The sequence below is a fragment of the Bacillus sp. JJ1773 genome, assembly GCF_036962035.1.
Classification (GTDB): domain Bacteria; phylum Bacillota; class Bacilli; order Bacillales; family Cytobacillaceae; genus Cytobacillus.
This window is the reverse complement of the sequence record NZ_JBALNX010000013.1, coordinates 18,660-24,520: the sequence shown is the minus strand read 5'-3', so window position 1 is coordinate 24,520 and position 5,861 is coordinate 18,660. Positions and strand designations below refer to the sequence as shown.

Sequence of the window (5,861 nt, the reverse complement as noted above, 5' to 3'; positions counted from 1 at the left end):
GGGACATTTTGTTAAAATTTGATTGTTTTTAGAAATCATTAAAGGCATCTCTTGATATACATGTCCAAGTTCTTTTATGGACGGAATAAGTATAAGGATGATTAGATGGAAAAGATAGAGGAATTAACAACACAATTAAATAGCATGAATATTACAAGTAAAGTTGAAGGCATTATCTTAGATATTATTTTTCGACACATTAAAGATATGGTTTTTATCATGAAGGTAGAGCCTGGCCCTGTTTTCACCTATCTTTTCGCTAATAAGCCAGGGCTAGAACATGCTAATTTGCCACTTGACTATACTGGGAAATCATTGGATGAAGTTCTCCCTTTTAAAACTGCTTACGTATTACAGCAAGAATATTTAAGAATACTTAGGCAGAAAAAATCTATTGGATTTTCAGATGAGGTTGTCCTTCCAGATGGAAGCAAGATGAATGGGGAGTCATTTTTGACTCCTGTGTTTGATGAAAATAACGAGGTAAGCTATGTCGTATCCGTCACGAGAGACATAACATCAGCATTAATAGAGAAGAAGCGATTAATTGAAAGTGAACAGAAATACCGATCCATCGTTGACCATAATTTAGATGGAATTCTAACAGTTAATCTGAATGGCATCATACAGGAGGTCAATCCTGCAGGGAGGAAATTAACAGGTTTGTCGGAAAAGCAGCTAACCAATCGGTCTATATTTGATTTAATTCCAGAACAGGATATAGAAGATATAAAAATGCTTTTCCACAAAACGAGGAATGGTTTTCCGATTGAAACACTCGATTGCCGATTTGTTCATCGAAAAGGACATTATTTAACGGTTCACATTAAGACTGCACCTGTTGTTGTGAACAAAGAGATTGTAGGTATATATATTATTACACGAGATATTTCTGAGCAGGCAAAAAATGCGGAAACTATTAAATATATGGCCTTTCATGACCAACTGACAGGTTTATATAATAGGAGAGCATTATTAGGAGATTTGGAGGAGCAAATTACTTCTGCAAAAAAGACAGGAAATGAATTTGCCCTTCTTTCAATTGATTTGGATCGGTTTAAATACTTAAATGATTCACTCGGACATATTTTAGGAGATGAAATATTAAAGAAAGTTGCAAACAGACTTTCTGAATTAAAAGGGTGCACCGTTTATAGGCAGGGCGGGGACGAGTTTATTATTCTTCTTTCACATACAGATAGAAATAAAGCTAGCAAATTTGCACAGAATATTTTATCTAAGTTTTCTAAATCCTTTTATTTAAGCTCTCAAGAATACTATATTTCACCAAGTATTGGGATTAGTATGTACCCGAATGATGGGAAGAACGCTGAGACTCTTATCAAAAATGCGGATGAAGCTTTATTTAGGGTAAAAGAAAAGGGGAAAGCTCATTTCCAATTCTATCGGACAGACATGAATTCAATCCTTAGAAATGTTGTTGAAATGGAAACACTCCTGCGAAAGGCGATCGAACGGGAAGAATTGTTTTTGCATTATCAGCCTCAGATTGATTTAAAGACAACGAAAGTATCTAGTTTTGAGGCACTATTACGCTGGAATAATCACGCACTTGGATTGATTTCTCCAGGAGAATTTATTCCGCTTGCAGAGGATACAGGTTTAATCATACCGATTGGAAACTGGGTCATTGACACTGCCTGTAAGCAAATTCGTGATTGGTCAGATAAATATCATCAGGATTTTAGAATTGCTATTAATATCTCTCCAAAACAATTCCAGCAGCACAATTTGCTTAAAATCATTCAAAAATCGATTGAAAAATATCGAATCAATCCTAGGGCTTTGGAAATTGAAATAACAGAAGGTGCCATGCAGGATACGAGGGATACAGCACCTATTCTATCAAGATTAAAGGAACTTGGAGTTTCAATATCTGTTGATGATTTTGGAACGGGCTATTCATCATTAAATTATTTAAAGCAATTTCCAATCGATGTATTAAAGATTGATCAGTCCTTTGTCAAGGATGTACTATTAAACGATAAAGATGCAGCTATTACAACGACTATCATCCATTTAGGGAGAAGCCTGGGGATGGAGGTAATCGCTGAAGGAGTAGAAAGCGCGGATCAGGCGGCATTTTTATTAAATGCCAACTGCCACAAAGCACAAGGATTTTTGTACTCTAGACCTCTTCCTGCAGATGAGATTGAAAATTACTTTCTTAAAGAATATTGCAATAAATAGAAAAAGGAAAAGCATATGCTTTTCCTTTTTCTATTCACTTACAAGCGTAAATACAGTCAATTCAGGCTTTGATAGAAAACGGAACGGAAGACGGGTAGTTCCTATTCCGCGATTGACATAAAGGGTTAATGGTGTGCCGCCAATTTCATAAAAGCCTTCATGATATTTTTCTGCAAAAGGAGGCTTTACAAGGGCACCAATGAAAGGAATCTGGATTTGTCCCCCATGGCTATGACCGCTAAGCTGCAGCTGGATATTTAACTGTGAAGCCTCATCTGCTAAATCGGGAGCATGTGATAAGAGGATTTTGTAAGAATCTTCAGGAACTCCTGCTAAAGCTTTACTGATGTCAGGATTTCCTAGCATGGCATCATCAATACCAATTATATACAAGCTGCTGCCATCAAGTAATTTTACTTGTTTATGACTGTTTTGCAGCAAATTAAAATCAGCTTGCTCAATGATGGATTTATAAATATCTGATCCGTACCCTCCATGATCATGATTTCCGTATATAGCAAATTTACCAAATGGGGCATTTAGCTTTTTAAGAAGAGGAATGATCTTATCGCCTTCTAAGTATTTATTAGGGGCGTCCAACAAATCTCCTGTAAAAAAGATAAGATCTGGTTTAAGCTCATTTATTTGCTCTACAAGAGTCATGAATTGCTGCCTATCATATTGAAAGCCCAAATGAGTATCACTGAACTGAACAATTTTGAAATGATTGAAGCTTTTTGGAATTGATTTATGACGAATCGGAAAATTATTTATCTCTAAGAGCCTAGGCTCAATATGACCTGCATAATAATATCCTCCAGCACCTAGACCGGAAATTGTAAGTAAAGAGCCGAATACTTTTTTCAAAAAAGACCTTCTCGTAACTTTTTTTGGCATGAATATTACCAACCAATCTAATTCATTTTCACCTAAAACATAGATACCTTCTTATACTATCAAACTCTTATCTTAAAAAAAAGGGAGAAAAATGGATTTAACCTAATTTATGAGTTTTGCAATTATGATAAAAGTCTTATAATTTATTAGAAAATTCAATCTGCTAGTGGTAAAATAGAGAATGAATGATCATTCATTATTAAGGAGGGGAAAGGATGAAAGAAAAGGTAGTAATTGTTACAGGTGGTTCAAGTGGTATGGGTAAATATATGGCAAAACGTTTTGCAGAAGCGAATGCTTTTGTTGTTATAACAGGAAGAACAAAGGAGCGTCTTGATGAAGCAAAATTAGAAATAGAAACATTTCCAGGGCAAGTGTTGACGGTTCAAATGGATGTTCGTGAAATAGAACATGTGAAAAATATGGTTGACGAAGCACTTAAAACCTTTGGAAGAATCGATTATCTCATCAATAATGCTGCTGGGAATTTTATATGTCCAGCTGAAAAACTTAGCGCAAATGGCTGGAATTCAGTAATCAATATTGTCCTAAATGGAACATTTTATTGCTCTAGTGAAATAGGAAAGTACTGGATCGAAAAGGGGATTAAAGGCAGTATCATCAATATGGTGGCCACTTATGCCTGGGATGCAGGTGCAGGCGTCATTCACTCAGCTGCGGCGAAAGCAGGCGTATTATCGATGACAAGAACATTGGCAGTAGAATGGGGAAGAAAATATGGGATAAGAGTAAATGCAATCGCCCCCGGCCCGATTGAACGTACAGGAGGAGCTGAGAGGCTATGGGAATCGGAGTCGGCTGCAGAAAGAACTATTAATAGTGTACCGTTAGGAAGACTAGGAAAGCCTGAGGAAATAGCGGAACTAGCTTATTTTCTATTTTCCGAGCATGCAGCCTATATTAATGGCGAATGTATTACAATGGACGGCGGACAATGGTTAAATCAATTTCCGTTCTAGATAATAAACCAGCAGGGGAGTAATTTTATTCCATGCTGGTTATTTTTTTCGAAAAGTTATTCTAATATTTGAAAAATTATCCTTTATAAAAAACTAACAGAAAATCTTAAGGAATAGTAGTATACTAAATCTAAGGGGAGTGGACAACTTCTCTTTCATCAATAATTGGTTGATTAGGAGATGTTATTTGTGAGTACATATCGTGTAGAAAAGGATTTCTTGGGAGAAAAGCATGTTCCGATTGAGGCTTATTATGGCATACAAACATTAAGAGCTGTTGAGAATTTTCCCATTACAGGATATAAATTAGACAAAGATTTAATTATTGCGATGGCAATTGTAAAAAAAGCTGCTGCGCTTGCAAACTCAAGTATCGGGCGTTTATATAAAGGAAAAGCGGAGGCTATCTGCAAAGCAGCAGATGAAATTATTTCAGGGAAATGGCATGATCACTTTATTGTGGATCCGATCCAAGGCGGAGCGGGAACATCCATTAATATGAATACGAATGAAGTCATCGCAAATAGAGGATTAGAGTTCTTGGAGAAGGAAAAGGGTGAATATTTTCATTTGAATCCAAATATTGATGTTAATATGGCCCAATCTACAAACGATGCTTTTCCAACAGCAATTCATCTTGCTGTTTATAGAGCACTAGAAACATTATTAAATACTATGAATGAAATGAAGGAAGCTTTTAATCAAAAAGCTATCGAATTTGATTCGGTTATTAAGATGGGAAGAACTCATTTACAGGATGCAGTTCCAATTCGTCTAGGGCAGGAATTCAGGGCTTATACAAATGTGATTGAACGTGATATTAAGAGAATTGAAAGATCAATGGAAGCTTTATTAGAGGTAAATATGGGAGCAACTGCTGTAGGAACAGGGCTCAATGCCGATCCTCTTTATATTGAAAAGGTTGTCCAGTATTTAGCTGAGATATCTGGCATCCCTGTGAAACCAGCCGGTAATCTTGTTGACGCTACACAAAATACGGATACATATACAGAAGTCTCATCTGCCCTTAAAATTTGTATGGTGAATATGTCAAAAATCGCCAATGACCTCCGCTTAATGGCTTCTGGGCCTAGAGCAGGCTTGTATGAAATTAACTTGCCTTCACGTCAGCCTGGTTCATCTATTATGCCAGGAAAAGTTAATCCAGTTATGCCGGAAGTTATTAACCAAATTGCTTTCCAAGTAATTGGCAATGACCATACGATATCTCTTGCGTCTGAGGCGGGACAATTTGAGCTGAATGTTATGGAGCCGGTATTATTATTTAATTTACTGCAATCCATTTCAATCATGAATAATGGCTTCCGCGTATTTACTGACTTCTGTGTGTCTGGTATAACGGCCAATGCTGACCGCCTTAAAGAGTATGTGGAAAAAAGCGTAGGTTTATTAACTGCTGTCAATCCGCATATCGGGTATAATGTCGCTTCTGAAATTGCCAGAGAATCAATCGTAAATGGGAAATCCATTCGTGAATTATGCTTGCAATATGATGTGCTAAGTGAAGAAGAATTAGATCTGATTCTAGACCCATACGAAATGACAAAGCCTGGAATATCGGGTGCATCTTTACTTGATAAGTAAGGTTATCGCCCATATAATGAAATTAATTTATAGACAAAAATACCGGTAAGATTATCGGTATTTTTGTCCATTTATCGCAGATTAACGGGCTGTAAGATCCCCACTGCAAGATGGTGAGTAAAACACAAATTTCTAAGAGGGATCAACATCCCGTAAAGGCCCGATTAT

General features: G+C 36.6%; 4 protein-coding genes. 3 read left to right on the top strand and 1 reads right to left on the bottom strand.

From position 1 onward, the window contains the following. Positions 1-105: 105 nt before the first annotated feature. Positions 106-2,211, top strand: a complete 2,106-nt coding sequence (locus tag V7127_RS03510) for an EAL domain-containing protein (RefSeq protein ID WP_335347980.1) — start codon at positions 106-108, stop codon at positions 2,209-2,211. A 30-nt stretch (positions 2,212-2,241) separates the two neighbouring features. Here the strand turns inward: V7127_RS03510 and V7127_RS03505 are convergent, their stop codons facing one another. Then, on the bottom strand, positions 2,242-3,108 hold the full coding sequence (locus V7127_RS03505) for a metallophosphoesterase (protein WP_335347979.1): 867 nt from the start codon (positions 3,106-3,108) through the stop codon (positions 2,242-2,244). Positions 3,109-3,323: 215 nt separating this feature from the next. Between V7127_RS03505 and fadH the strand changes: the two genes are divergently transcribed. After that, positions 3,324-4,088, top strand: a complete 765-nt coding sequence (gene fadH / locus V7127_RS03500; protein ID WP_335347978.1) for a 2,4-dienoyl-CoA reductase — start codon at positions 3,324-3,326, stop codon at positions 4,086-4,088. A 189-nt stretch (positions 4,089-4,277) separates the two neighbouring features. Then, entirely contained in the window at positions 4,278-5,693 is a 1,416-nt protein-coding gene (gene aspA, locus V7127_RS03495; protein WP_438823965.1) for an aspartate ammonia-lyase, read from the top strand. Positions 5,694-5,861: the final 168 nt, after the last annotated feature.

Excerpts from the sequence above, each read along its gene's own strand:
- V7127_RS03510 (WP_335347980.1), top strand. The coding sequence starts at position 106 with ATGGAAAAGATAGAGGAATTAACAACACAATTAAATAGCATGAATATT.
- V7127_RS03505 (WP_335347979.1), bottom strand. The coding sequence starts at position 3,108 with ATGCCAAAAAAAGTTACGAGAAGGTCTTTTTTGAAAAAAGTATTCGGC.
- fadH (WP_335347978.1), top strand. The coding sequence starts at position 3,324 with ATGAAAGAAAAGGTAGTAATTGTTACAGGTGGTTCAAGTGGTATGGGT.